The sequence below is a fragment of the Neisseria sp. P0019.S002 genome (genome assembly GCF_051957155.1).
Classification (GTDB): Bacteria; Pseudomonadota; Gammaproteobacteria; order Burkholderiales; family Neisseriaceae; genus Neisseria; species Neisseria perflava.
Genome location: NZ_JBQCWS010000120.1, coordinates 1 through 454, shown reverse-complemented (window position 1 = coordinate 454; position 454 = coordinate 1). Strand labels below are relative to the sequence as shown.

Genomic DNA, 454 nt, shown 5'->3' with positions numbered 1-454 from the left:
TGTAGGCCCAAGTCTCTTTCGTGCCGTCTTTTTTGAAGATTTCGGCTTTAACCAGTTGGTCATGCAGATCGTAGAAATAGTTCTGCACTTCGCCGTCGGCCAGTTCGCGGTGGATCAGGTTGCCGAAGTGGTCGTAGTAATAGCTGCTGCCGTTGTAGGTTTTCAGGCGGTTGTCGGGAACGGTAGGGCTATTGTGATCGGACAGGATATTGTGCGCGGGGTCGAAGGCGAACAGTTCGTTGCCCGCTTGGGTAATCCGGCCCAGTTTGTCGTACTCGAACTTGGTCGTGCCCGTCCGCTGATCGGTACTGTGGGTCAGGTTGCCGGTACGGTCGTAGCCGTAGCTGCGTTTGACGGCGGTTTGGGCATAACCCGCCGCTACTTTGGTTTTTCCTTTGCCGCTTTCCGTCAGGTCGTTGAGAGTGGCGATTTGCCGTTTCAGACGACCTAAAGG

1 pseudogene is annotated in these 454 nt (G+C 55.1%); it reads right to left on the bottom strand.

The window, feature by feature from the left end:
• Positions 1-454 (bottom strand): annotated as a pseudogene (locus tag ACTHTY_RS11865) (RHS repeat protein); the annotation flags it as partial.